The organism is Glycomyces algeriensis (genome assembly GCF_027622855.1).
GTDB lineage: Bacteria > Actinomycetota > Actinomycetes > Mycobacteriales > Micromonosporaceae > Glycomyces > Glycomyces algeriensis.
Genome location: NZ_JAPZVR010000001.1, coordinates 110,664 through 135,160 on the forward strand (window position 1 = coordinate 110,664; position 24,497 = coordinate 135,160).

At 65.8% G+C, this 24,497-nt stretch carries 16 protein-coding genes and 3 pseudogenes; 9 read left to right on the plus strand and 10 right to left on the minus strand.

The window, feature by feature from the left end; translation table 11 throughout:
• Positions 1 to 106: 106 nt before the first annotated feature.
• Entirely contained in the window at positions 107 to 274 is a 168-nt protein-coding gene (locus tag O2L52_RS25350; RefSeq protein WP_373897060.1) for an RICIN domain-containing protein, read from the minus strand.
• A 199-nt stretch (positions 275 to 473) separates the two neighbouring features.
• Positions 474 to 2,648, minus strand: a complete 2,175-nt coding sequence (locus tag O2L52_RS00460; RefSeq protein ID WP_270113312.1) for a family 43 glycosylhydrolase — start codon at positions 2,646 to 2,648, stop codon at positions 474 to 476.
• Between the two features lie 915 nt (positions 2,649 to 3,563).
• Here O2L52_RS00460 and O2L52_RS00465 point away from each other — a divergent pair.
• The 5 genes and pseudogenes from O2L52_RS00465 (at position 3,564) to O2L52_RS00475 (ending at position 5,980) form a co-directional block, all read left to right on the plus strand.
• Entirely contained in the window at positions 3,564 to 4,307 is a 744-nt protein-coding gene (locus O2L52_RS00465) for a beta-galactosidase (RefSeq protein WP_270113313.1), read from the plus strand.
• 730 nt (positions 4,308 to 5,037) lie between these two features.
• Positions 5,038 to 5,094: pseudogene (locus O2L52_RS25355) on the plus strand (hypothetical protein); the annotation flags it as partial.
• 197 nt (positions 5,095 to 5,291) lie between these two features.
• The gene (locus O2L52_RS00470) at positions 5,292 to 5,597 is read left to right on the plus strand and encodes a helix-turn-helix domain-containing protein (protein WP_373897061.1); all 306 of its coding nucleotides are present in this window, start codon (positions 5,292 to 5,294) and stop codon (positions 5,595 to 5,597) included.
• A pseudogene (locus tag O2L52_RS25360) lies at positions 5,515 to 5,809 on the plus strand (IS630 family transposase); the annotation flags it as partial. The gene O2L52_RS00470 and the pseudogene O2L52_RS25360, both read left to right, overlap by 83 nt.
• Before the next feature lie 3 nt (positions 5,810 to 5,812).
• The gene (locus O2L52_RS00475; protein WP_270113315.1) at positions 5,813 to 5,980 is read left to right on the plus strand and encodes a hypothetical protein; all 168 of its coding nucleotides are present in this window, start codon (positions 5,813 to 5,815) and stop codon (positions 5,978 to 5,980) included.
• A 102-nt stretch (positions 5,981 to 6,082) separates the two neighbouring features.
• On the opposite strand, the gene O2L52_RS00480 is transcribed toward O2L52_RS00475, so the two are convergent.
• The 7 genes and pseudogenes from O2L52_RS00480 to O2L52_RS00510 all read right to left on the minus strand — a co-directional run bounded on the left by O2L52_RS00480 (position 6,083) and on the right by O2L52_RS00510 (position 15,038).
• Positions 6,083 to 7,213: an AAA family ATPase gene (locus O2L52_RS00480; protein WP_270113316.1), complete on the minus strand. Its 1,131-nt coding sequence runs from the start codon at positions 7,211 to 7,213 to the stop codon at positions 6,083 to 6,085.
• 446 nt (positions 7,214 to 7,659) lie between these two features.
• The gene (locus O2L52_RS00485; RefSeq protein WP_270113317.1) at positions 7,660 to 8,310 is read right to left on the minus strand and encodes a hypothetical protein; all 651 of its coding nucleotides are present in this window, start codon (positions 8,308 to 8,310) and stop codon (positions 7,660 to 7,662) included.
• Between the two features lie 301 nt (positions 8,311 to 8,611).
• Positions 8,612 to 8,755: pseudogene (locus O2L52_RS00490) on the minus strand (transposase); the annotation flags it as partial.
• Between the two features lie 69 nt (positions 8,756 to 8,824).
• Entirely contained in the window at positions 8,825 to 9,364 is a 540-nt protein-coding gene (locus O2L52_RS00495) for a hypothetical protein (protein WP_270113318.1), read from the minus strand.
• Between the two features lie 478 nt (positions 9,365 to 9,842).
• Positions 9,843 to 13,202 (minus strand): protein kinase domain-containing protein, encoded by a 3,360-nt coding sequence (locus tag O2L52_RS00500; protein WP_270113319.1) that lies wholly within the window; start codon positions 13,200 to 13,202, stop codon positions 9,843 to 9,845.
• 4 nt (positions 13,203 to 13,206) lie between these two features.
• A complete protein-coding gene (locus O2L52_RS00505) occupies positions 13,207 to 13,845 on the minus strand; it encodes a hypothetical protein (protein WP_270113320.1) in 639 nt (212 codons plus the stop codon).
• Positions 13,842 to 15,038: a protein kinase domain-containing protein gene (locus O2L52_RS00510; protein WP_270113321.1), complete on the minus strand. Its 1,197-nt coding sequence runs from the start codon at positions 15,036 to 15,038 to the stop codon at positions 13,842 to 13,844. The genes O2L52_RS00505 and O2L52_RS00510 overlap by 4 nt, the downstream gene beginning before the upstream one ends.
• A 183-nt stretch (positions 15,039 to 15,221) precedes the next feature.
• On the opposite strand from O2L52_RS00510, the gene O2L52_RS00515 reads away from it, so the two are divergent.
• Positions 15,222 to 15,854 carry a DUF7019 family protein gene (locus tag O2L52_RS00515; protein ID WP_270113322.1) on the plus strand — a complete coding sequence of 211 codons (633 nt, stop codon included), beginning with the start codon at positions 15,222 to 15,224 and terminating at the stop codon, positions 15,852 to 15,854.
• A gap of 701 nt (positions 15,855 to 16,555) precedes the next feature.
• Here the strand turns inward: O2L52_RS00515 and O2L52_RS00520 are convergent.
• Entirely contained in the window at positions 16,556 to 18,430 is a 1,875-nt protein-coding gene (locus O2L52_RS00520) for a caspase family protein (RefSeq protein ID WP_270113323.1), read from the minus strand.
• Positions 18,431 to 19,153: 723 nt separating this feature from the next.
• Between O2L52_RS00520 and O2L52_RS00525 the strand changes: the two genes are divergently transcribed.
• The 3 genes from O2L52_RS00525 to O2L52_RS00535 all read left to right on the plus strand — a co-directional run bounded on the left by O2L52_RS00525 (position 19,154) and on the right by O2L52_RS00535 (position 24,488).
• Positions 19,154 to 23,377, plus strand: coding sequence for an nSTAND1 domain-containing NTPase (locus O2L52_RS00525; protein WP_270113324.1), 4,224 nt, complete (start codon positions 19,154 to 19,156; stop codon positions 23,375 to 23,377).
• Positions 23,378 to 23,578: 201 nt separating this feature from the next.
• Positions 23,579 to 24,124 carry a dihydrofolate reductase family protein gene (locus O2L52_RS00530; protein ID WP_270113325.1) on the plus strand — a complete coding sequence of 182 codons (546 nt, stop codon included), beginning with the start codon at positions 23,579 to 23,581 and terminating at the stop codon, positions 24,122 to 24,124.
• 16 nt (positions 24,125 to 24,140) lie between these two features.
• Positions 24,141 to 24,488: a DUF1801 domain-containing protein gene (locus tag O2L52_RS00535; protein ID WP_270113326.1), complete on the plus strand. Its 348-nt coding sequence runs from the start codon at positions 24,141 to 24,143 to the stop codon at positions 24,486 to 24,488.
• The last annotated feature ends 9 nt before the right edge of the window (positions 24,489 to 24,497 follow it).

Genomic DNA, 24,497 nt, shown 5'->3' on the forward strand with positions numbered 1-24,497 from the left:
CTACCCCCCCGCTGAATAAAAAAATGGGCGTGAAACCACCCTTCGCAGCAACCATTGAGGTGCCGGGCCCGCGGGCCCGGCACCTCAATTCAGTTGTCGCCGAGGGTCATCTCAGGGTCCAGGTCTGGTTGCCGCCGCCGTTGCAGGTCCAGAGGACGATCCGGGTGCCGTTGGCGGTGCCGCGGCTCTCCGCATCGAGGCACAGACCGTTGTGGACGCACGCGGGCGCCAGCTTCGGGTCGCCGTCCGCAAAGCGCTCCCTGATTATATCGATAACGTTCTATGGGAGTGGCGCGTCGTCAAGAGGTCTGAGGAGACTTTCTTAACCTCCTCAAGAACCGGCTGTCCGTCGATGGTCGCTTGAGAACTTCGACGAGTCCGGGGTCGCCTGCGGGAGAGTCGAAGCGGGGCAGTTGATCGCACCCGGAGACCGCGGGTCGGATGCAGGTCCGACCCGCGGTCTCCGTCAGCGGTTAGTCTGCCGCCTGCGCGACGTCGAGGTAGTCGACATTGGGCAGACCGTCTGCGGTCGTCGGGTCCCACCGGACGGTGTTGGCGCCCGCCCGCAGCTGAACGGTGACGGACTGCGTGGTCCAACCCGTCCACGAACCAGTTGACGCGAACGCGGTCGTGGCCACTATGGACCCGTTCACGATCAGGTCGCCCGGCCGCCCGGTGGTGCCGCCATTGGCGTACCGCAGGCTCAGGGACGCGGTCCCGGCGGCCGAGGCCTGCACGGTGAACTCGGCGTAGGCGTTGTCGGCATTGGCGCCGTTGCAGAACCCGGACCCGGAGTAACCGGTGTGGTTGGCGTCGATGGTGCCAGTGCAGGTAGCTCCGGATCCCTCGGCCTCATGGCGGGTGGCGCTGCCGGGATCGGTCCCGCCCTGCCTGACGAGCGAGAACTGGTCGGCGATGAGGTTGCCGCTCCCGCCGGTGACGGTGACCGTGGCGGTCCCGGCCGGCAGTACGATGCCGGTGAGCTCGCGCTTGGTCCAGCCGCTCGAGGACGAGACATTGAGGGTGTGCACCGTGCCGTCGGCGCCAGTGACCGTGACCCGCCCGGAGCCCTTGGTGTGCAGGCCGAGCGTGTAGGTCCCCGCGGGCACTTGCATCTGCTGCCGGACGCCCGATCCGTTGCTCACCTGCAGTGCGAAGCGGCTGCCGTTCGCCCCGCCGTTGACGTTGGTCACGCCGCCCGAACCGGTCCTGGTCCACCCGACCACGTTCGAGACGATGATCCGGTCGGCCTGGATGTCGGGGTTCAGGATGTAGTTGTTGCCGGGCGCGACGCGGAATTCACCGGTCGTGGCGTTGAACTGCCACTGGCTCATCGAGTGGAAGCGGATCCCGGTGCCCTCCTTCGTGATCGGGACCCACTGGTTGTAGCCGATCCCGTTCCACGCGAAGTCGGCCCAGCGGTCGCCTGCGTAGATCACCGTGTCCTGCACGGTCCCTTCTACGGTGATGAAGAACCCGGTCTGGGTCACGTGGCTGTAGTCCATCTGGGTACCCGGCATCGTGTAGTAGTCGGTGTAGTCGCCTTGGATTCTGTCCTGAGTGGAGTCGAGGCAGTAGTTCACGGAGGTGTTCCAGCCGTGCAGGTCCGAGGCACACATGTAGTACTTGCCGTCGAGCTTGAACATCGCGTTGCCCTCGCGGCCGCTGGAGTCGCGGCCGATCTCGACCGCCGGCTCCGCGTAGAGCGAGTCGGACGAGCGGAGCTTCGAGACGAAGGCGCGGGCGCGACCCTCGCTGTTGGAGAAGATCAGGTAGTCCTGACCGTCTTCGTCGGTGAACACGGTCTGGTCGCCGGTCGCCTGCGTCGGTGAGTTCACGATCTGCGGTTGGAAGTTGCCGAAGGTGAAGGCGCCGGTGGGGGAGTTGCCCTGCAGGAACAGGACGCCGCCTTCGTGCGCGGGGTGCCACATCTGCACCGGGAGGACGTACTTGCCGGTGTTCTCGTTGTACGCGACGCCCAGGCGTCCGATCCAGCCGGCGTCGCCCATGGTGCCGCCCAGCCGACCGAGGCTGGTCGAGGTTGTGGCTATGTCGTTCTCGAACTTCCAGTTCACCAGGTCCTGCGAGGAGTAGACCGGGATCGACACGAAGCTGACCTGGTCGTCGTACTTCTTCGTCGGGTTGGCCAGGTAGGACTCGGCGCCGCGGTAGTGCACGCCGTACCAGTAGTAGGTGTCGCCGAACTTGAAGACGCCGCCGCCTTGCGAGTAGATGGGGTTGCCCGCGGTGTCCTTCCAGAAGGTGTTGTTGGTGATCGTCGCGAACGTCGACTGGAGGACTTCCAGCTCTTCGGCGGCGGTCTGGAGCTCCGTCTTCGCGTCCGCAACCTCGGATTCGGAGGCCGAGTCGTCTTCGACGACATCAGCCGCGGCGGTCAGGGCTTCGGCGAAGGGCTCCCAGGAATCGATGGTGTACTCGGTCGGGATGCGCGTCTCGTAATCCGAGACGAGTGTCTCGAGGCCATCGGCGTTGGTCACGTCGGCGGCGGTCTGGAGCTCCGGCTGTGCCTGGGTTTCATCGACGGCGGCGGATCCGGGACTTGCGTGCCCGGCCGACGCCAGGGCGAACAGCGTCGCGGCGACGAGGGGTCCCCACCGGCGCGGCGATCTGCGGACGGTGAATGTCATGGTCTTGCCTCTCACTGAATTCACCGGCAGCAGGACAGCGGAGACAGCGCTGTCGCCGCCGCCGGACATGAACACGGACGTTCACCCGATGGCCGGGAAGCTCGAACGGAGCCCCGGAGACCGGGCACGCGCCAGTCGTTCACGATCACAGTGCCGGGTGGGATCGTGAGGCGGTGGCGTCGCCAATCACCGCCATAGGGGACAACGCGGCCCCGAACGGTTCGATTGACTTGCAATGGACCGTACAACTTTTCGAAGCGAGTGTCGATGGTCGATTCGCTGGGATGCATGGACGAATCCACGGTCATGGACGGCCTGAGCGCGGGTCCGGTTCGGCGTTCCTGCACTCCTCGATCCGGTCCAGAGAACCTTGAGATCAGGCCGTATCGGGGGACTCGAGGAGGTTTCGGAGGATCACGGTTGCGGCTCCCACGGCGGCCGCCTGCGTGACGTCGGGCGCGAGTTCGACCTGGACGGTGTGGACGTGTCGCATGAAGATCGCATCATCGAGCACGGTCTGGAGGGCGTCTCGGTAGACCGGCCCGATACCGCTGAACGCCCGCCCGGCGAGGACGACCCGGCCGCGTGCGCGCGGATGAGGTCCAGGACCACGGCCAGCGTCGGCATGCGCGTGTTTGCCCCGAACGAGCGCAAGGCGGCCTCCTGCTGGGTGGATGCTCGGCAGCCGGTGTGTGGCTGGGGTCACTGTACTGATCGGTTGAACCCTCGTGTGCTTGCGATTCTGAGGCGCGCGTGACCCGTCACGGCTTCGGAGTCTCATCAGGATTAATGCTTGACAGCATAAATCGACGTTTGCGGATACGCCTCCGTGCCGCGGGAGCAGGAGCCCGGGGTCGGCAGTCGGCATGTCCCGCGAGACTGAGGCGCCCGCCCCTGATGAGGAGTCAATCCACAGTGAACTATTCCAATTCGTGGCACAGCGGCGAACCCGGGAGCGCCGTCCGCGCGAACGTCCCGGCCGCCGCGCCGCGACCGCCCGTGCGCCTCACCGAAGGCCTGACCTTCGGCGGCGACTACAACCCCGAGCAGTGGGCTCCCGACGTCTGGAAGGAGGACGTCCGCCTCATGAAGGAAGCGGGCGTCAACCTCGTCTCGCTCGGCATCTTCGCCTGGGGCACCATCGAGACCGCCCACGGCGTCCGCGACTGGACCTGGCTCGACGACGTCATCGAACTGCTCCACAAGGGCGGCATCGGCATCGACCTCGCCACCCCCACCGCCGCTCCGCCCAGCTGGCTCCTCGCCGCCCACCCCGAGATCGCCCCCGTCCTCGCTGACGGCTTCCGCGAACCCCCGGGCGGACGTCTCGCCTGGTGCCCGGCCAACCCGGTCTTCCGCCGCCACGCCCTGCGCCACGTCGAGGCGCTGGCCGAACGCTACGGCCGCCACCCGGCGGTGCGGCTGTGGCACATCGGGAACGAGTTCGGCGGCGGCAACGCCCGCTGCTACTGCAACCTCTCCGCCGAGGCCTTTCGAGACTGGCTGCGCGGGCGCCACGGCACCCTCGACAAGGTGAACGACGCCTGGGGTACCGCCCAATGGGGACACCGATTCGGCGAATGGGACGAGATCCTACCCCCGCGCGGGACTGCACTACCGGCGGCAACTCGCCTTTGCCGAATAAAAACCCGAACCTAAGCCTGGTTTTCCGCGGATCGGGTAATGGTGTTGTCGAAGGCGAACCAGTGCTTCGCAGTGACGCCTCATACTGCCGCCGGTCGAAAACGAACGGACCCAACTTCCCAAGATCCCAGGACTTCCGCGTTCCGTTAAAGAACCCCGACCAGGTCACGCTCACATCGGTCACGTCCACGCGCGCAGACAGCGGCCAGCAGCCCCACACCCCGCACATGCAGCCGAGCAGCACCGTGTCACCGTCGTCGGAGTACGACAGCTCCGGCTCCCCAAGAAAATGCAGGCTCGGCCAGAAGACCCCGTCCAACGAGTCCAGACCAGCGTAAGCCCCGGCCGGAGGGGCCTCATCTTCGTCGCCGTCGACCTCCGCCAATGCGAACGAACGCTCGATGGGATACACCAACTCCTGCAGACGCACCCCATCGATCAAGATCGCCAACCGCGGCTCCCCCGGCTCCTCAGGATCAAGGGCATCGACAACAACTTCGACTACGAACTCGATCCTGTTCACCGGTCACATCCCTCAGTAACTCAACGCGTACAGGTCGAATCTACAGCTGGAGTATTAGAACTGGTTTCAAGTTCATCGACGAAGGTTATTGATCCGAAACTTATTGGTTGATCATCGCGTGTAGTTGGTGTGGGCGATGATCTGAGGGTGGACGTGCGCAGGCTCTCGCCGCAGCAACAGGAAGTGCTGCGGAAGCGCGTGATGGCCGCGGTCAGGGACGGCATGAGCTCCGCCGACGCGGTGCGAGTGTTCGGGGTCTCGCGCGGGTCGGTCCGGAACTGGAAGGCGCGATTCAATACCGGTGGGGCGGTCGGTCTGGATTCGGGGACGCCGGGGCGGCGGGTCGGTGAGCAGACGAAGCTCTCGACTTCGGAGGCCGAGGGTCGATCGTGGACTACGAGCCCAACACCCTCGACCTGGGCGGGAAGCTGTGGACTCGCCGCAAGGTCTGCGTTCTGGCCGAGCGGCTGTTCGGCGTGTCGTTCACCGAGCAGGGCATGGGGAAGCTGCTGCGGTGCATGGGATTCAGTTTCCGGCTTCCGGACAAGCGGGCGATCGAGGCCGATCCGGAGGCGATGCGCGAGTGGGTGGAAGTCACCTCCGGCGTTGCGCGAGCGGGCTCGTTCCGAGGGCGCGGTCATCCTGTTCGGCGACCAGGTCGGGGTCCGCTCCGACCAGCTGTCCGGTCGGACCTGGGGCCGCAAAGGCCAGACTCCGACCATGGCGCGGATCGGGAACCGGTTCGGGCTCAGCGCGATGTCGACTATCTCGACCAGGGGTGAGCCGCACTTCACGGTCCTGCGCGAGTCGTTCAACGCCGAGGTCTTCATCGCGTTTCTCGACCGGCTGCTGGGCCAGTTCGAGGGGAAGATCCACCTCGTGGTCGACGGGCATTCGGCCCACCGGGCCAAGAAAGTCCGGGAGGATCGCGAAGCGGCCCGACCGGATCGAGCTGCATTTCCTGCCTGCCTACGCCCCGCATCTCAATCCCGATGAGTTGGTCAACGCCGACTTGAAGCGCACCCTCGCTGATCAGGTCATCACCGACCGCGCCCAGATGGAGCGATCGGTCCGCGCCTTCTTTCACCGCGTCCAGCAGCTCCCCGGCCATGTGCTCGGCTACTTCCAAGCGCCGCATACGAAGTACGCCAGCTCAACCATCTAACCTCGGAGCAATATCCAGCCCTGGCTCCGAGCTTCGCTGCAGATCGCAACCGCCGCTCGGCGGCGCAGTGCCGAGTTCGAGGGCGCATTTCGGAGTCTGTGGTCAGGGTCGTCGCTTGATCAAGTCCATGACGGCGTCGGCGAGCTCGTCCGGGGTTCGGTCGCTCGTGTCCAACCGGAATTCGCCAATGCGGTCCCTTTCCAGCTGGGCCGCTTCCACCTGCGCCGCCTCGATGCGGCGTTCGAGGTCCGCCTCGGGCAGACCGCGCAAGTCGTCGCCCGGAAGCTCCACGCCGATACCCTTGCCCCGCAGGCGGATCCGTTCGGCGAGGATCTCGGGTCGGGCGTCGAGGCGTACGACCGCGGGCTCGCAGTCGGGTACCGCGTCCAGGTAGTGCCGGGCCGTCGCCGCTCCCCCGCCGGTGCCGGACACCACCAGGTACTCCGAACCGGCCTCGCGGTGCGCCCGCCACAGCGCCGCGAGGTTGCGGGCCTTGAGGCGGTGGCCGTCCGGGTCGTCCTCGGCGGGCGGCCGGACCCAGCCGACCTGCGCAAGGTCGACGTACGACGCCTTGACACCGGATCCCAAGAGCCGCATGAAGACCCCGAACGCCACCGTGGACTTCCCCACGCCGGTGGCGCCGCAGATCCACGCCATCGGCATCCGGTCGCTCTCGACCGGGGACGGAGCGTCGAACGCCCGCAAACTGCCCGCGGTGGGGCCGGGCCAGTCGCCGAGACGTCCTCGAACCAGCTTCACCACGTCCTCGACGCTCCTGCCGCCGGTGTCGACGCGGTGTTCGGTGAGCGGCTCGCGTTCAAGCTGAGCGGCAAGCGCGAGCGCCGGCTCGATCAGGTACGCCGCGCCGCGCCCGATCAACCGGTCCCGCAACTCCTCGGACCCGACCCTGAGCTCGACCAAGGTCATCGCCGTGTCGGGAACCTGCGCGGCGTAGTCCGCGACCGTCGCCGCGCCCTCCACCGTGCCGGACACGATGAGGCACTGCGCCCCGGCTGCATGGAATCCCGGCCATACCGCGCCGAGCCCCCGCGCCTTGACCTGGTCCTCGTCAGGGTCCCCGGGCCGGGCCGGATACGCCATCCCCACCTGGTCGCAGTCGACGAACGCGACCTTGACGCCTTCATCGGCGAGCTGCGAGAAGAGCGCCCACGCGGTCGTGGTCTTGCCCGAACCGGCCGTGCCGATGAGCCACAGGAGAGGAGTGTCTGCCATCGGGCGAGCGTAGGACCAGACGATCACCCCGGCAAACGCATTTCGCACCGGTCCGGCTGTGGCGGAACCATGTGGCCGAACAAGACCGCCGCGCCCTCGGATCGGGCCCGTTCGCAAAGCACGATCCGCGCGAGACCCTGAACACCCTCACCGCCTCAGCGGCGCTCAAGACGTCCTGACCGGGGCCATCACCCGCCTCCGCAAGGTCTCCAGCTAAGACGATGAGAACCTGCGCATGTCCGCCCTCAGATCGTTACCCAGACCAACCAGGCCTGCCGGTAGTAATCAGCAAAAAACAACGCAAAGGCCCTGTCGGACAAGGGCACCGATCAGTGGGTGCGCGGGCGGGTAGGTTCCCGAGCCGTGAGCGCACGACATGTTTTCTCCGAGGCCGAGCTTGACCAGCTTCCTCGACGTCGGGCTCGGCGAGATTGAACTGGTCCTGTTCACGCCTGCTCCTTCGCTTCCAGCTTGCGCGCCAGGGCCGATCCGAGGCGCGGGCGCATCTCGGTGTAGCCCTGTCGGAGCTGGGCGATGACCCGCTCGACGGCCTCTTCGTGCAGTCCGGCCAGGAGCGGCCGCAAGTGCGCACCGTCGTTGGCGAGCAGGTTCTTCCGGGTCTCGAGGTCGACACCGTCGAGCAGGCTGCGCAGGTTCGCCATGGCGGCTTCCTCTGGGCTTTCCTGGGTCTTCTCCCGCGGGGCCGGGCCGATGAGCTCGGCGACGGCGTCGATATCGGCCTGCTTGATGGAGCTGCGCACGGTCGATGCGGGCTTGCCCGCGGCACGGCCGAGCACGTCAAACGAGTACGGGCGGCCGCGGACATGCTCGCGGGCGTAGGCGAACAGCAGCTGACGCTGCTCCTCTTGGGCATTGATGATGTGGCTGGCCTCAGCGATGGCCTCCAGCAGCGGGTCGGTGCCGGAAGCCTCGAGGGCCTCCTCCATCTGCCTGGCCAGTTCCTCGCGGGCGTCGTAGGTCGCGTCGAGCGTGTTCTGGTGCTCCTCAAAGTACGTGGCATCGGCAAATACAGCCAGCTTGCCCGGCAGCGGCATCAGGATCGCGACAAGATCGCGAATCAGTGGATCTTTAACCATAGAAGCGAGCCTAGCAGGCTTAGCGAATTTTGCATAGAACGTGAAATCTGATTATATGGCGAAATCCTGTTGATTCAGCGACATCAACTCGTCAGGAAACGATCGATTTCTGACCCGTCCGGCCGAGACGCGCCGACTGGCCCGCGCTCGGGGCCGGAGAGCGGTCAAAAACTCGTTCAAAACCTACGGGTCCCGTTCACTCATAGTGACCAGAGCTCAGCCAGCCTCCTGGAATACCGACTCCTTAAACAGCGGGCGCTACCAGTCCGGTAGGCCAACCACGGCAGGTGATCCCACCCGATCCCGTATGCAGCACAAACAGGACTCCCTGCAGGCACAACCGGTCTGGAATCGGCTTCCGCCCAGGACGCCTCGAAGGCCAGACCGGCAACAGCGGCTCGATCAACGCCCACAGCTCATCGTCGACAATCCAAGGTCTGCTCACCCTCCCAGGAAACAAGCAAGAGCCCAACCCGAGTCACCAGTACCCATGCACCGCAATGTGTTAGTGGTTCTAAGGAACGCGCGTGCGGAACCGGGTGAGGGAAATCCTGGGAGGGACATGGTGGAGCCGGGCCGTCGCGTCCTTGAGCATCTCGGCCTCGAGCGTGACTTTCGGGAGGCCCTCGGTCACCACCCAGAAGACATGCTCTTGCTTCCTGGTCACGGTGTGAGGACCGACCATTATGTGGCCGATGTTCATTTCGTCGCTGCTGCTAATGGGCAACAGGCCCACTGCTGAGCTGACCCGGATTCTCTCGCTGAAGCACACGCGGATGGGCAGGCCATCGGGGATGTTCGCTTCGGTGAAGTCGAAACGGCCCGTGCTGCGGCACCGCACCTCGGTGATGTAGGGGTCTTTGAGATCCTGCCCTGCAATGGTGATGCCGAGATCAGGCGACTGGAACGGGATCAGCCGGCGCGGGCGCGATGCGATGAACCGCATATGCCGCTTCGGAGGCCGTGTCGAGGCCATGATCCCCAGCACGGCCACAAGGACGCTCACGATGGACACCGTCAACGCGACAAGATCGGTGTTGGTTGCGGAAGTCATGGGGGTGCTGGCGAACCTGTTCACTCGTCGGGGCTCACGGAAGCCCAGGTTAGCAATGTCGTGCTTCAAGCCATCACAGACAGCGAGGCCCGAGGCGTTGCTCCAAGGAGTCTCGTTGAGCTGTCCTGGCACGGTCACCCGCTTCCAGGCAAACCTCCAGCCCACCTCCCGTCTGATCACCCGGCACCGGGACGCGATCGGCAGCTACTGACGGAAGCTCGATCCGGGCCAGCAAGCGCTCCTCGCCCTGTGGGCCGCGGTCTCGTGCGGACTGCGCAGGGTCCTGCTCGAGGCCACCTGCGCCGAGACCGACCGCGTCCGCGACCGACGCTACCCCGATCGGCCCTGGAAGGAGCAGGTCGACCGGTACTGGTGCGCCAAGCACCGCCACCACGCGGTCTGCCTGATGGACTCACCGACAGCGAGGGCAACCTGATCTGGATCGGACCGGCTACCCCGGGCCCCTCGTGGAGAAGGCTCAACCCTGGGGATCGGCGCTGCCCCAGTCGATCGTCCAGATTCGGATCGCGCCGTCGTCGCCTGCGGTGAGGAAGTGCTGGCCGTCAGGGCTCGCGGCGATTGCTCGAGCGCCGCCGGGAGGGCTGTCGATCTGCCCGAGCAGCCGGCCGTGGGCGGGGTGCCAGACGCGGACGGCATCTGATTCGGCGGTGAGGGCGTAGGCCGTGCCGGGGATCGCGGCCATGGACAGGTGCCCGGCGCTCCGGCTGTGTTCGAGGAGTCCGACGAAGCGTGCGGTCGACAGGTCCCGCACGCGAACCTTGGCTCGGTCGGGGAACTCGAACGTGAGCAGCATGCCGTCTGCGGTGACGGCGGCAGCCGCCAACCCTATGCCCGTCAACCGCTCCGGAACGGACGTGCAGCGGCCGGTGGACAGGTCCCATCTGGATACCGAGGCCGTATCGGCGACGAGCAGGTCGCGCCCGTCCGGGGTGGTGCTGAGCGCCACAACTCTGCCGAAATGGTCTGCGAGGGAGTGGACCAGGGACCCGGTCGCCAAATCCCACAGCCGGACGGTCGCCTCCGATCCGGCGGCCGCCACGAGCCCATCCGGGGTCACGCACACCGTCAGCACCGATCCGTGCGGCTCCGTGAGCAGTCGTACCTGCTCGCCGCTGCGGAGATCCCACACCCGCACCGTCCCGTCCAGTCCGCCGGTGATCGCGAATCGGCCCGTTGGGTCTGCGCGGACGGCGAGGACGGTGTCGGTGTGGCCGGTGAGCTCCGCCTCCAACTCACCTGAGTCGAAGGCGTGCACCCGCACGGCGTTGCCGGGGCCGGCCGTCAGGACGTGCGCGCCATCGGGCGTCACGCAGATGTCGTTCACACGGTCGCCGTCGCTGCCCGGAATCAACCGGCTCACCCATGCCGTCCTGAACGCGCCCGGGCCCGTGGCCGGGACGACGCGGTGCCAGGCGGCCATGATCTCGGCGGTGCGCTCGTGTCCGGGCTGGCTTCTGGCGGTCTGCAATATCGTCAGGGCCCGTTCGACGTCGCCCTTCTCATTAGACTGCAGTGCTTCCCTGATCAGACCGCCCACCAGAGCGTCCGTATCGGACAACTCGATGGCGGTGCGGCTTCGGCACGGCTGGAACGGGGCCGTGCCTGAGGCGGTGAGCTTCCAGGCGTCGACGGCGCCCCGGCCGGCGCGCACGACAAGCCGTCCAGTGGCGCTGACCAGGACCTTGGAGATGGTCGCCGCCTCACCCGAGACGGTGCGCAGGCATCGGCCGCTCGCCAGTTCCCAGATCCGGGTCGCGCCGGCGGTGTCGGCGGTGACGGCGATGCCGCGAGCGGCATCGGCGAGGTCGGCCGAGACGACCGTATCGGTGTGGCCGGTGAGCAAGCGGAGGCAGACGCCTTCGGCGAGGTCCCAAATGCGGACGGTCCCGTCTCCGCAGCCGGTCAACGCGATCGTCCCGTCGGGGCTGACGGCGAGTGCGCTGACCGGGGCGCGGTGGCCTGCGAGCACCGCTGCGAGGCGGCCTTCACGCAGGTCCAATACCCGGGCGGTGTAGTCCTCGAAGCCCTCGGCGGTGGTCACCGCGTACCTGCCGTGCGGGTCGATGGCGATGTCGTCGATCGGGTGGTCGTGCACCCGCAGCGCGAAGCGTCTGCGGCGCTCGATCAGATCCCAGGCGGCGACGCCGCCGGATTCGTCGGCGAAGAGCGCCCAGCGCGCGTCGGGGGTGACGGCCGCAGCCGTGGTGGGACCGGTGACCGCGAGGCGGTGCGCGGGTCTGGAGCGGTCAATGCGCCAGACGCGGGCTCGACGGCGGGTCATGGAGAACGTCTCGATCGCGAGCCGTGCGTCCGCCGCGACGCAGATTCGGCTGTCGATCGCGCCTGTGCCGCCCTTCCCGCCCTGGCGGAGACCAGTGGCGAGCTCCCAGCAGTTCACAGCCCCTCTGATGGAGGCGGCGAACACGTGCCGCCCGGTCGAGTCCACGCGTATCACTCGCACCGGATCATCGGGACCGAACCATGTTCGTACCGCGGTGCCGGCCTCCGTGTCGATGGACCTGAATTTCCCAGTGCTCTCGCCGATCACGAGGAGCGCGCTGTCGGGGGACAGCGCCGCCTCTGGCTGCAGCAACTCGCGGGTGACCGAAGTGGAGAACCAGGGCGAGGACGGTCCGCGTTCGCGCTCCACGAGGTCGATGAAATGGCGCACGCGGGTGGGCTCGGCCCCGTTCGCCTGTGCGGCGCGCAGGTCCGCTACCAACACGTCATCGGTGGCCTCGCCTGCGCGCCAGCGCAGGAGCCCCCGGTTGAACGATGCCTCCAAGTGCCTGGGGTCGGCGGCGAGCGCTTCGTCGAAGGCGTCGCGAGCCTCATCGGGCCGTCCCAGGTCGAGCAGCGACAGGGCCCGGTTGTTGAGCTCATCGGCGCGCGGCCGGGCCGGCGCGGGCGGAGTCCTGGGGTATGGTCTGCCCGCCTCGGCGGCGAACAGGGCGAGCAGCGCGGGCAGCACTTCGCTCATGTCCCCAGGCCGCCGGTCCGGCTTCCACGCCAGGCATCGCGACAGCAAGTCGGTGAGCGCCTCAGGGACCGCGCCCAGGGGACCTTCCGATCGCCGCTCTGTGAGCGCCAGTCCCGCCGCCGGACCGGCGAGCCACGTGACCCCGCCGACGACCATCTCCAGGACGCTGACCGCGAAGCTCCAGAGGTCACTGGCCGGCCCGAGCGGTTCGCCGGCCGCCTGTTCCGGTGAGGCGTAATGGCGGGTGCCACGGTATGCCCGGTTGGTGCCGCTGGCCGACCGGTACGCACCGGCTATTCCAAAGTCGCAGAGCTTGACCGTATGGTCGGCCTCGATGAGGATATTGGCGGGCTTGACGTCCCGGTGCAGGACGCCGTTCGCATGAGCGTGCTCCAGTCCTCGGGCGGTCTGAATCGCGATGTCAAGGACGCGTGCGAGTACCTGCCGTCGATCGCCCTGATACAGGCGGCCGTCCCTGATCCAGTCCGCGAGGCATCCCATGTCGACGTACTCGGCGACGATGCTCGGGAGGCCGTCGATGGTGCGCACATAGTGGCAGTGGCACACGTTCGGGTGCAGACCGAGGCCGACCCAGGTCCTCGCCTCGTGGACGAACTGGCGGGTGTCGATGTCGCCCCGGTGCGGCTGCGGGCGTTTCACCGCGACGTCGATGCCCCAGCCCAGGTGCCTGGCACGATAGACGATTCCCATGCCGCCCCGGCGCGAGCCGATGATCTCGTACTGGTCCAGAATGCGGTCGCCCGCACGCCATTCGGCGGCGTCCAGGGGATCCGAGGCGGCCGTGGTCTGGCCGTTGGTCTCGGGGGCATCGGTCACGGGGTCACCGTGGGTCGACCATCGCCATGTCGCAGGCCCAGGAGAGCATGGAGGGGACCCATAGTTCCTCTTCCGGTGCCTGGGGCCAGTGGTACGCGCCGGTGTCGATGTTGAACAGCACTGCGAAGGGCACGCCGGCCCGGCACAGCTCAGGGTCATCGCCCCATTGCCGCAGACCGCTGCGCGTGCGGTCGCACATGCTCTTGCGCAGCGACATGAGCCGGCGAATCAGCCGGTATCGGTCTCGGCGCAACCAGCCCAGGCCTTGCTCGCGGAGTGCTCCGCGGACGCCTGCGGCCAGGTCGTCCCAGCCGTACCCCCGGTTGCGCTGGGCGATTCGGATGGTGCGGGCGTCACCGAACAGCAAGTCGACGAGCTGGCGCTCATCTGACCGGAGGTCGTCGGCCGGGTCGGGAAGCAGTCCTGCTTGGAGTCCCCTCGGGCCGCCGTACTCGCCGCCATAGAAGAACCAGAGATGGCCGCGGGATGCGAGTGAGGCGAGCTGCGCCGCCACCACGCGGGCGTAGCTGCCCCAGCTTTCTTCCACCATGGCCGGGACGAAGGCGCCGCCGAGCTCGAGCATGCTGTGTCGGTTACTGAGTGCGGTCATCTCCGCGCGCAGTGGGTTGTCGATGGACGTCACCTCGCCAAGAGCAGGGCGCGCTTGAACTCATCCGCGGTGCGGAACACCGCTCCCGAATCGTCCGACAACGCGTGGTCGATCAGCGCTGCCAGACCCGATGGCACCGGCACACCTCGGTCCCGAAGGGGTACAACCGATTCGCGTAGTACGACTATATACGGGTCGATGCCTGGCGGAAAGTCCCGCGGAGTCACGCCAGAGACCATCCAGTACAGGCAGGCCGCCGCGGCCCAGACATCGACTTCCGGGCGGGCGTACTTGTAGTTCACGACCTGTGCGCGCGACATGAACCCGAGCGTCCCGCCTCCCGCTCCGGTCGGAGTGTGGCCGGTCCGACCCGCGAGTTCGAACGCCTTCGCGAGGCCGAAGTCCGCGAGCTTCACCACCGGGGTGCCTGAGACGCGGTCCAAGAGGACGTTCTGCGGCTTGATATCTCGGTGCACCAGCCCCGTCGCCGTCCCGGTCTCGCCTCCGGCCAGCCGAACCTTCGCCACTTCGGCCCGGTGCAGGTGGTCCAGCGCGTCGAGAACCTGACCGGTGATGGCGACCGCCTCGTCGACCGGCAGCCTGCCGCCTCGCCGGGCAGCCAGGTCCTGGAGGCTGCCTCCCCGGCAGTACTCAGTCGAGAGGAACAGTGTTCCTGCGGTCTCGCCTCCACCCAGGTATCTGACGATGTTCGGGTGCCGGATCCCGCTGACAGTGTCCATTTCCCGCAGAAAGCCACGCTCCATATCGGAGCGTACAGTCCCGGAGAAGAGGACCTTCACGACCGCCTCCGCGCCATCGGGTTCCACGATTGCCAGGTAGGCGATGCCCTCGCCTCCTCGCCCCAGCTCGCGGACCAGCCGGTAACCAGGGCAGGTGGGGAGTGCTTCCGGCTGACCGCGCACGCGTATCCGGATCCCGCCCGCGGTGACCTCGTCGCCGCCCGAGAGGAGATGCTCGCCGATGCTGACGCCGTTGACCCGCGTGCCGTTGGTACTGCCCAGATCGATGACGCGCACCGCCGGCGGATCGATCTCGATCCTGCAATGGTGCCGTGACACCTTCCTGTCGTGGGCTGCTGGCCGGATATCGCAGTCCTCGGCGCGACCTACCAGGAGTGTCGTCGGTGCCACGAGGGGGTAGATCGTCGCTTGCGCCGCGGTGCCGCTCACCGCCAACTGCAATCCTGAGGGCTCGGTCTCAGCCATGGATATGCTCTGTCCAGGAAGTCGGTCGACCGGGCTCACGCTGCGGCCGTCCGGCAATGCTACCCACGGGGGACAGATCGGTTCCGTCTGCTGCGCGGGACACCGCTCAGTGCACGATTTCGGTAGCCTCAGAGCCTGGCACCGCGAAAGCCCGCATCGCCGCTCAGCAGGAAAGGTACCGCCGTGTCCTTCAAGTACTACCTCTATATCTCGGGTGCGAAAGTTGACATGATGCTGCCGCAGTTCGATCCGCGACCGGCGGGGGAGCGGCATACCGAGCTCGCGTTCAGTCTCAAAGTGCTCAGTGCCAAGCGTTCGACGACGACCAATGGCGGCGGCAACGTCGCGCGGCTCGAACGCGTACTGCGTCATCTGCAGGACAACGACATGCTCGGCACCGTCGAGGAGCACTCCGCGTTCTTCTGGGCCCTGATGCCGATGCGGTGGGATATCGTCCAGACGGAAATCGGCGGACGCATTGCCATGTTCGGAGGCTTCCTTGACGAAATGACGATTGCGCTGGGCGGGTCGAGCCGCCATCTGATCGGGTGGCAGGAAACCGATGGGGCTGCTTCGGGTTCGAACACTCCCGCACTCCTGCAAGGGATCAAGACAGCCGCTCCTCTGGAAGAAGAGCAGATTCTCGAGGCGGTCTCGGACGAGCTCCACCCCGAGCTCGACGCGTTCACTACCGTTCAGCGTGCGGTTTCGCGGATGACAGGCCCTGAACAGCAGCTCGAGTTCGTCGCCAAGACCCTGATCCGAGATTCGCACACGATTCTGGCGAGCCCGCTCTATGTGGCGCTCGTCGACTGACTGGCATCTCGCCCGGGTTCCGGTCCCGAACCGATAGGGCGACAATGGAACCATGCACGAGGAGCAGGTCCCCGGGTCGATCCGTGTATACCGCTGGATCTTGCTCGCCGTCCTCCTGGCAGGCCCGATCCTGTGGTTCACTACCGGTGACTGGCAGTGGAACGTGACCGTGGCGTCGGCGGCCTACGCATTGGGCACGATCCCCGCGTTCGCGGGAAACTGTCGAGCTGGGAACGTGGGGCCACCCGTCCGAGCATGCCGAGCCTGCGGATCAGGGATGCATTGGGGCGAGACCGGGACTGGTTGCGGTCGGTACTCCGACGGTTCTACCGGGGTTCAGATGAGTTGGCCCATGTTGAAGCCGGTGAGCGCTGGGCGCTGGTCTGGGGCCTTGTCGACACCCAAGTCGGCTCATCGGAGGAGAGCCACATCGAGACGAGTCTGGTGCGGGCGTATCGCGAGTTGGCATCTGGGTCGGCGCGGAAGTTTTGGGGAGCCGCCGAGTTTGAGGATCTCCGCCAGGTCGGGGGGATGGCGCTACTGCGGGCGGTCCGCTGCTCGAGAGGACATGACAACAGGACGAGTGATACGCGACCGTGAGGCCCGAGCGCTCAGCAGCTTGAAAATCTAGCTGAGGGTGCGCACGGGGTCTTATCTCGAATGCGGCCGGGCCCCGTGCGACCTCAGTACACGCCGACGATTCAGTTGACGGCGATGAATTCGGGTCCCTTCCGAATCGCCGGGATCCGCAGGATGAGTAGGGCCCCATAGGTGCACGCTGCGATACACGGCACCCCGCCGACGAGGAAGTAGACCGGACCGGAGCCGATCCACAAGAGGCCGACCGCCCCTTGAGCGCAGACACAGACGAGCCCGAAGATGCGTGGACCTCGCGTGCGCGGGGCACTGACGAGCATGATGCCAGGCACCAGCATCGGCAGAAACAACAGAATCAGCGCCACTCCGAGATTCGTGGTGTACGAATGCGGTTCTCGCACGTTGTTGAGACCGAACGCGACGAATGAAAAGATCAGGCTGAACATGCTCGTGCCCACCAGCATCCAACCTGCCGTCCGAAGGGACCTCTGCGCGATGGGATTCGATTCGTGCGTGGCGGCGGCCATCGTGGGCATGGTTGGAGACATCGAGACGAGCGGCGGCGAGACCGGGGCGTGCATGGGCGGGTAGGGCGGCGGTTGAGGGATCGGATTCATCGGCACCGCACGAGGTTCTCGCTCCCCGATCGCGTTGGCCGCGGCGCGGCGCACGTTGAGGCTGTCGTCGGTGTCCCTCATCCGAGCCAGTTCTGCGATCACTGCCGCCTTCAGTCCGGTCTGGGTCGACTCGCTCAACCGTCGCAGTTCCTCCACGGCCTGCGCCCGAACCATCGCGTGGGCGCTCTGGGAATCCGCGACGATGTGCTCGGGAAGTCGGGGCGCTCTATTGCTCTTCGCAATCACCAACTCGCCCTCGACTCGGCCAGACTTCATCGGAATTTGTGCCGGCGTTCGCAAGCGGACGGCTTGATGGACGTATTCGTAGAGCTCGTCCACGCCGATCACCCCGTCCGAGTCGAGATCGGCATCGCCTGACTCGATGCCTTCGACCAGCGCTCCGGTGAAGAACGACGGCTTGCCTTCGTCCTGCGCGATCGTGTCGCCTTCGAATGCGTACTCAGTCGCACTCGAAGCGGTGAGCACTACATGGCCCCGGCCGGCTCCGAACGTGTCGGCCACCGATACATCCGTGCCGCCGCGATGCTGGGCGCCGGCGGGGAACGCGCCGCTGTAGCAGCAGTCGAGGATCAATACGATGCGTTGTGACGCCGAGTGGTCGATGCGATCGCGGATGAAGTTCGATGGCACCGCTGTCGAGCTTAGCCGTCTCATGTCAGTGTCTCGGGCGGCGAGGTGCAGGTGTCCATTCTGGTCCTTGATCCCATGGCCCGAGAAATGCAATAGCAAGAGATCGTCGTACCGCCGTTCCGAGAAGAAGTCGTCGATGCGGCGGCGGATCGTGGTCTCGTCCGCGTCCTTGAGGAGTTCGACGTCGAACCCGCCGACTGCTGGGGTTCCAAGAACCTTGCTCAGCGCCTCCGCGTCCCTGCTGGGCGCCCGCAATCGTGCCAGCCGAGTGTCATGGAACTTGGAATTGGCGATGATCAGCGCTTTCCGCGCTCCTGACGACGTGCCCGCGAGTTTGGAGCGCACGCGGGCCGCGATCTGTTCCGCGGTCTGACGAGAAAGGTCGATCTCCTCTCCGGCCATTCGGACTCTCAGCAGGCGCCCCGTATTGGCGGCGAGCGCCTGCAACTGACGCAGCGCTCGCACCAGTGATTCGGATTTCCCGTACACGTCTCCTGCCAGAAGGAGTACTGACGCGACGGCGATGATTTCACCGATCACCTTGGCCCCCTGCGGCTCAGGCTGAGCTGGAGCCTCCTCTATCTGAGACATGCCGCCACCGGTGAGCTCGGTTTTGACAGTGTGCGCGAAGTCGACTGGAGGTGCAGAGGAGACACCGGTGCCAACAAGACTGATTTGCACATGGATCTTGGAGGGGGTTGATTCTTGCATTATTTGGCCTTCGCGCCTCGATTGATGGAAATGATCTTGGAGTCGTATCGCCATTCCAATCTATATATACCATTACATGAAGGATCGCGTGGGCGAGCTGCCACGTCCAGAATGGTACATTCTCACTTCAATGCCATATGGAAGCGTATTCCTATAGCTCTCGATTCACTCGAATGAGCGCATTAAATGAAACGGTCTCACGGGCATTGAGGGCTCGGCTACGGCAAGGGGGTCAGGTGACCCCGGTCCGCGGCAAACCCGGTGGTCGCTTCGAGGAGTTAGTCGAGTCAGCCATTCGGTGAGGTGGGGAGAGATTGTTCAGGGTGTAGGGGTCGACGTTGATGCGTCCCTGACTGGCCTAGCGGTTACATGAAGTGGGTGCGGCGGATGGCGATACCACACTGGAACTGAAACAGGCCCGGTCCTCACCAGGTCTGGGAGACCGGCGCTGAGTAGGGATCCTTGCGCCGCCTTGGAGTGCTCCTGCTCGTAAACGGTCGCTCAGAGTTCGTCTCAGTGCATCGGCTAAATCGTAGGCATTGGAATTGCCTCGGCCGTCGATGATGTCGAGGATCTGTGACCTGCCTTCGTGTGCGCTGCTTTGGTGGTAGAGGCGCAGGAGCCGAACCGCGCGCCCGGCAATTTGTTGAACTGTCGCAGACCGCAGAATCGAATATGATTCCGATATGCCCTGAACACCACCCCTTGCGAAGGCTGGACTCAATGAGCCCTGAAGCGCGGCATGAGAACTCCGACACCACCCCCAACGCTGGGGGACACCCCCTCCCTGAAGCGTTCGGACAGGCGCAGCAGGGACTGCGCAGTGCCGTTCATCGTGCGCCACGGAAATTGGTCTCCGGCGCCAGGCCCGTGGTGCTGGGCCTGCTGTGCGCCAGTGCCTTCGCTCCGGTCGCGGCCGCGGCGATCGGTGCGGGCGTTCCCGTCTCCTCCGCGATTGGTGTGATCGGCGGTGTGGGCGGCGGACTGATCACGCAGTTCGTCAGCGAGTGCTTGGACCGGCTCAAACTGGAGCGACCTGGGAAGGATCCCGTTGTGAGCGACATCGAGGCCAGGTTGGCGGATGATCTCACCGCGGTGTTGGAATCCCAAGCGGCGGAAGCGGTCCAGCTGGAGCAGGGTTTCGCCGCGATGATGCGGAATATCGACGGGACCGCCCATGCGATGGGTGCCGCGCTCGGGACCGGGAATCGGGCTCTCGCCGAAAACTTGGAGTTGCAGCTGCGTGGAATCGAGTTGTTGGAGGGGATGCGTGAAAGCCAAGTTCGGCAAGAGGCTGGCCAGCGAGTCCTCCTGGAGGAAGTGCGCAACCAAGGCGTACTCGTCGAGGCGATCTGGCGCAGAGAAACTGGCGATGCCGGCAGCCGCCCTGCGGCATCGAGTCCGTGGCAGGGCAACCCCTACCTCGGGCTGTACCCCTTCGAGGAATCACACGCGCAGGTCTTTTTCGGACGACGTGTTGTAACGGCTGATCTGCTGAGACGTGCTGACGAGCATCATCGGTCCGGCCAGATGCTGATGGTGACCGGTGCGTCGGGCTCGGGCAAGTCCTCGCTGCTGCGCGCCGGGTTCGCGCATGCCTTCAAACAGTCAGGCTTCGCGAGCGTGCCAGGTTCGAAGCGGTGGCCCTTCCTGGTCATGCGGCCGGAGGGCGACCCCCTGCGCAGCCTGGCGATAGCGGTCGCCGGGATGGTCGGGTTCGGTGCGGCGGAACTGGAGTCTGCGCTGCGGGCGGCACCTGATCGCTTCGGCTCGGAGGTTGAGGTGGCAGTGCGGAAGGCTGGAGGGGACGACTCGACCCGGCTCGTGCTCGTCGTCGACCAGTTTGAGGAGCTGTTCACTGCTGGTGCAGCCTCCGGGGTCCAGCAGGCTTTTATCGACGCGTTGGGATCCATGGCATGCACCGGGACGGGGTCCGGTGACACTCGCCCGCCGGCGCTGGTGATGCTCGGAATGCGGGGCGACTTCGTCGACCGCTGCGCCGAGTTCGAGCTGCTCGGCCCGGCGCTCCGCCAGCTGTTCGTCCTGGGGTCGATGAGCAGGGAGGAGATGCGGCAGGCTGTCACTGGCCCGGCGAAGGAAGCGGGCATCGCGATCGAAGTGGGCTTGGTCGACGACATCCTCGACGACGCCCGGGATTCCTCCGGCGATGATAGCCGCAGCGCTGGAGCATTGCCACTGCTCTCGGAAGCCCTGCGCCAGATGCTGGAACAGGGTGATGGGCAATGGCTCACTCGGGCCAGGTATGAGGCGGTCGGATTCATCTCAGGGGCCGTGCGCAACAATGCGGAACAAGCCCACGAACGGTTGAGCGACCGTCAACAGGCCGTCGCGCAAGGACTCTTCCGACACCTGACCACCTTCGACTCGGGGAAGGCCACCCGCAGGGCCGAGGGGCGCGGCAGGCTGCTGGAACTGCTCGGCCCGGAGGTCGACGCAGTGATCGAGGCGTTCACCAGGAAGCGACTGTTGGTCATCGGAGGGCGCGGGATTGAAACCGAAGCGTCCGTGGAGATCGCGCACGAGTGCATGTACACGAGATGGAAGCGTCTGCACGGTTGGATCGAAGCCGACCGGGAATCGCTGGCTCGTCGATCCCTGCTGCGGGACGCGACCGCCGAATGGAGACTCCGCGGCGGCGACACCTCGCTCCTGTTCCAAGGCTCGCGGCTGAAGGACATCGTGGACGAGAAGCGAACCGTCTGGGACCGGGACCCACTGAAGTATCCCCTGAACCAGGAAGAACTGGATTTTCTGGAAGCTTCCGAGCGATTCCGTCGGCGCCGGTCTCGGATGCGCCAGGCCCTCGTATCGGGTCTCGCCAGTCTCACCGCGGTCTCGGTGACGCTAGCGGCACTGGTATTCAACTCCAATCAGGATTTGACGGCAGAGCGCAATCAAGCGCTGTCAAAGGAACTGGCTGCCGAGAGCGAAGCGCTGCGCGGCAATGAAGGCGAACTCGCGATGCTCCTAGCTGCGGCTGCCTGGCGACTGCATGAGACAGACGAGGCGTTCGCCGCGATGACGGACGCGGTGAACGACCCATCGGTCGGCTTGCTGTCGAACGACAGGATGGGCACACCCGCCGCAGTAGCCTTCAGTCCGGACGGCTCCCGGTTGGCTGGACTGGGAGAGAACGGCGTCGTCGCGATCTGGTCCACCGCGACATGGGAGGTCGAGGTGCTCGACGATCTGGCGCAGGGCGGCGGGTACGCCGACGTCGAGTTCAGTCCGGATGGCACGCGGCTGGCGGCCAATTCCAAGGAGGGCGTCAAGATCTGGGACCTTGACTCAAGCGAGGTCGTGCAGCAGTTCGGGCCGGCATTCTCCCATGACGTCACGTTCAGCGCTGACGGTTCGATGCTCGCGGTCGCCGACGGCGATTCCTTGGGCGTCTGGGACCTGCAAGATGCGAAGGAAATTGCGAGGTTCGAGGGCTACTACATGACCTCGGCGGCATTTTCCACGGACGGTTCGACACTCATCACCGGGACCGGCGACGGTGTCGTGTCACAGTGGGCGATCGACTCCGGGGACCTGGCCGCGACGGATACGCTCGGCGATATCGGCCAAGCGGAGGTCTGGACCAGCCACGACGACCCGGCATACACGGCCGCCTGCAGCGACCTCGGTTGCTCGATTCTGGACAGCGAAGGACATTGGGAGCCTTGGCTGCAAGGGCAGGCGGTGAAACCTGCGGCAAGCTCCGACGCGACAACCGTCGCCGCGATCCACGGCACTTACGGCGCGCTGGCGCTGTGGGACGGCGAATCGGGCCGACTCCTCGTGCAGCTGCCTATGGACCACGTCAGAAACTTGAGTTTCCAGCCTGGTGACACGATCCTCGCCGGCGTAGTAGGAGAAGGAATCCGGCTCTGGGACACCGCAAAGGTCGCTTCCGTCCCGTGGGCGTTTACCCTTCCTGAAGGGACAGCATCGCCGACGACCCTAGAGTCGGCGCGAGACTCCGCAGCGGTGATGGGAGTGAACTCAGGCGCGACCATGGTTTGGGAGGTGCCAACAGAAGAGGACCTGGAAGTGCCACCGAGTGCCATTTTTCCCGAAATTTTCGGCTACGCGATCGCCATGCATCCGAGCGGCTCGATGGTCGCAGGCAATCCCGAGGCTGAGGAGACGGGGCGGATCGAGCTGCTGGACGTCCGCACTGGTCAGGTCATCGACGAGCTGGACGACGGGGGAGGCCCGGCGATCGACCTGGAATTCTCCGCGGACGGCTCGATGCTCGCCGTCGGTCGACTCGACACCGACACCACGAGCCATGACACGGACGAGGTCGTTGTCTGGTCCGTCGCGACCGGCCAGACGCTCTTGCGAATCCCCACGGGCGCTGGCGAGGTTGGCTTCAGCCCGGATGGCAAGTCTTTGATCACAGTGGATTCTGATGGGAGGATTCATCTGTGGAATGTGGATTCCGGAAAGCGGTCTGACACGCTCGAAGGGGGAATGGGGCTCCCCTACGACCTAAAGTTCAATAACGACGGCAGCGTACTCGCCGCGGCAACAACGAACGGTCTCGCACAGTGGGATATCGATTCGGGAGCGGCGGTCGGCCCCGCTGTGGTCCATTTGCAGGGCCACGACTTGGCTGGGGATCTGAGCTTCTCCCCAGACGACCGGTTCGTCGCGTTCATGATTGCCGAGGAACTCGTGTTCTGGGACCGCACCCTTGGGCGACAGATAGCCTCGGAGTCAGTCGATCTTCCGTGGTACTCGAAAGATGTAACGTTCGTCGCCGACGAATGGAAGGTCGCCGTGGTGACCGACGAGGGGGCGAACATCTTCGACGTCGGGTTTCTGGAGGACCCGTACGCCGCTGTCTGCGAGCAGGCCGGGCGGCACCTGACTCGTGAGGAATGGAAGACCTACCTGCGCAAGATCGACTATGGCTCGATCGAGGTGTGCACCTGAACCTCTCGTCCACGCCGACCGGACACGGCGCAACCGAAGCGCCTCGGGGCCGCGTTCAACCGCGCCCCGGATCGCTGTACCGACACGATCGCTGAATTCGCGAAAAGAATCTTGCATCCCGTGTCGAAATCACGGCTTATCGAACGAAGGTGAGATGACAGGCCGGAATGACCGGCCCCGAACCTCGAGAAGGACACGGACATGCGACGCATCATCGCCTCCACCTACACCACCCTCGACGGCTACATCGACGACCCGCACGAGTGGTCCCTGGCCTACAACGACGCCGCGGCGCAGCAGTACGCCTTGGATCTCACCCTCGGCGCGGACTCGCTGCTCCTGGGGCGAGTGACCTACGAAGGCATGGCCCAGGCCTGGCCCCACATGGGCGGCAACCCTTACTCCGACCACGTCAACGGCATGCGCAAGTACGTCGTCGCCACCGAGCCGGTCGACACCGGCGAGTGGAACCCGACCACCGTCATACCCGGCGACCAACTGACCGGTGCGGTCCAAAAGCTCAAGGCCGAAGCCGGCGGCGACGTCCTGGTGTGGGGCGCCGGTCGCCTCACCGACGCGCTCGCGACCGCCGGGCTTCTCGACGAGTACAAGGTGTGGACGTACCCGGTGCTCAAGGGCGGCGGGGTACCCATGTTCCGGCCCCAGAGCCGCACCGGCCTCGCCCACGCCGACACGACCGTGTTCGACTCCGGGGTGGTCGTCTCGACCTACCGCGTCACCACTTGAGGACGGGGAACCGATTATGACTCACAACGGCGAAGTCACCAACTACATTGCGAAAGCCCCCTGGCAGCAGCAGACCTCGAACGCATTGCGCGAGATCGTCCACGACACGCTCCCCGGTGTGGAGGAGGCGTTCCTCTACGGCAAGCCGCATTTCGTCCTGGACGGGCGGAACATCGCAGTCCTGCACGTGGCCGCGGCGAAGATCTCGTTCATGGTGTTCGACGCCGGCGCCATCGAACCGATCAAGGGCGTGCTCCAATCCCTCGGGTCCGGTGACCGCAAAGCGGTCGACCTGAAGGAGGGTGACACTGTTGACGCGGCGTTCATCGCAGACCTGCTGCGCCGCACCACCGGCCAAAACTGACCAGGAGGA

What these genes read in the sequence shown, in the direction of transcription:
- O2L52_RS00460 (WP_270113312.1), bottom strand. Translation starts at nt 2,648, where the DNA reads ATGACATTCACCGTCCGCAGATCGCCGCGCCGGTGGGGACCCCTCGTC.
- O2L52_RS00480 (WP_270113316.1), bottom strand. Translation starts at nt 7,213, where the DNA reads ATGGCAGACACTCCTCTCCTGTGGCTCATCGGCACGGCCGGTTCGGGC.
- O2L52_RS00485 (WP_270113317.1), bottom strand. Translation starts at nt 8,310, where the DNA reads ATGGTTAAAGATCCACTGATTCGCGATCTTGTCGCGATCCTGATGCCG.
- O2L52_RS00495 (WP_270113318.1), bottom strand. Translation starts at nt 9,364, where the DNA reads ATGACTTCCGCAACCAACACCGATCTTGTCGCGTTGACGGTGTCCATC.
- O2L52_RS00510 (WP_270113321.1), bottom strand. Translation starts at nt 15,038, where the DNA reads ATGGCTGAGACCGAGCCCTCAGGATTGCAGTTGGCGGTGAGCGGCACC.
- O2L52_RS00520 (WP_270113323.1), bottom strand. Translation starts at nt 18,430, where the DNA reads ATGCAAGAATCAACCCCCTCCAAGATCCATGTGCAAATCAGTCTTGTT.
- O2L52_RS00525 (WP_270113324.1), top strand. Translation starts at nt 19,154, where the DNA reads ATGAGCCCTGAAGCGCGGCATGAGAACTCCGACACCACCCCCAACGCT.
- O2L52_RS00530 (WP_270113325.1), top strand. Translation starts at nt 23,579, where the DNA reads ATGCGACGCATCATCGCCTCCACCTACACCACCCTCGACGGCTACATC.
- O2L52_RS00535 (WP_270113326.1), top strand. Translation starts at nt 24,141, where the DNA reads ATGACTCACAACGGCGAAGTCACCAACTACATTGCGAAAGCCCCCTGG.